1 protein-coding gene and 1 pseudogene are annotated in these 1,295 nt (G+C 67.1%); both read left to right on the forward strand.

Features of this window, described 5'->3' with window-relative positions; all coding sequences use genetic code 11:
• Positions 1-245 precede the first annotated feature (245 nt).
• Entirely contained in the window at positions 246-728 is a 483-nt protein-coding gene (locus GTZ93_RS42060; RefSeq protein WP_139924243.1) for a hypothetical protein, read from the forward strand.
• A 115-nt stretch (positions 729-843) separates the two neighbouring features.
• Positions 844-1,295 (forward strand): annotated as a pseudogene (locus GTZ93_RS42065) (phage portal protein); the annotation flags it as partial.

A 1,295-nucleotide genomic window follows, 5' to 3' on the forward strand; every position in this document is an offset into this window, starting at 1 on the left:
CTCCGCTCGCTCGCAATCCAAAGGGTCTGGCATTCCGCAGCCTGCCCGCGTGGTGGGGGGCCTTGAGGCATCCCCCCGGCTCCGATTTCCGATGTGGGGCCACTTGGGACCGTGCTCGGCGGTGGTACACGCTGAGAAAATTTCCAGAAAAAATGCGGGCCACGCCAGTAATGCGCGACGTGGGGCCTGAAAACTGAAGAGAACGGCGGGCCAGTGGCGGCAACCGCACCCATTTACCCCGGGGCATGGCTCGCCCGACCAAGCTCACCCCCGAGCTTCAAGACACTATTTGCGAGTATTTGAGGTCTGGCCTGTTCCGACGGGCCGCCGCTGGCTTGGTCGGTGTCGATGAGCACACCCTCTCGCGTTGGTATCACCGGGGGGCGAGCGAGCAGCGCGGGCTTTACCGCGATTTCTACGTCGCCGTGAACCGTGCCGAAGCCGAGTTCATGCAGGCCGCGACGGAGACCTTGCAGGCAGCGTCGACAGCGAACCCGCGACACGTTCAATGGCTGCTGAGCCGACGCTTCCCTGAGCTGTACGGGAGGCGGGACAACTACGAGGCGAAGAGCACTGAGGATCAGGCGGCGGACACGGCAGCGCTGCGCGAGCTGTTGCTTGATCGGCTCGGCAAGTTCCTGCCCGACGAGCCCGTCGCAGCCGAACCCGCGCCCGCGCTCCCTGCCGCGCCCGCCCCGCTCGACAAAGGGGGGCCGAGCGATGCGTAGCGTCCTGACTCGCGGCTCGCGGTGGGCGAGGTTCGCCGAAGGTCTCGCGCCGCGCGAGTCGCCAGCTTCGCGCCTTGTTTTCGCAGAGCAGTTTTTCGCCGTCTGAGGTCACGCAATGGGAATGCTCGACAGGGTGCGCGCCGCGCTGAACGGCAGCAAACGCAAGGGGACCGGCTTGGAGCTGAGCCGATGGACTTCGGCCCCGCCACGTCGCGAGGTGCCCGCGCTGCTCGCGGCGTATGCCGAAATGCCGTGGCTCGGGACGATCGTTGACACGGTCGGTGACGCCTTCGCTGGCGTGACGTGGCGTGCCTTCCAGCGGCGAGACCCCACCACTCGGAAGGCGCTCGTCGACGTGTCTCTTCGCCGAGCCTGTGGCGACGAGCGCCGCGGGCGGTTGAAGGCGCTCGTCGACGTGGCGGGCGCGGTCGAGCTGCCCGACCATCCACTGCTGCGGCTGCTCGCGGACCCGAACGACTACATGACGGGTCGCGACTTCGCGAAGCTGTTCTGTACGCACTACGACCTGACGGGCGAGTTCTTCGCGGTCGTCGAGGAACTCGCGGG

Origin of the sequence: Corallococcus exiguus (assembly GCF_009909105.1) — a bacterium.
Classification (GTDB): Bacteria; Myxococcota; Myxococcia; order Myxococcales; family Myxococcaceae; genus Corallococcus; species Corallococcus exiguus.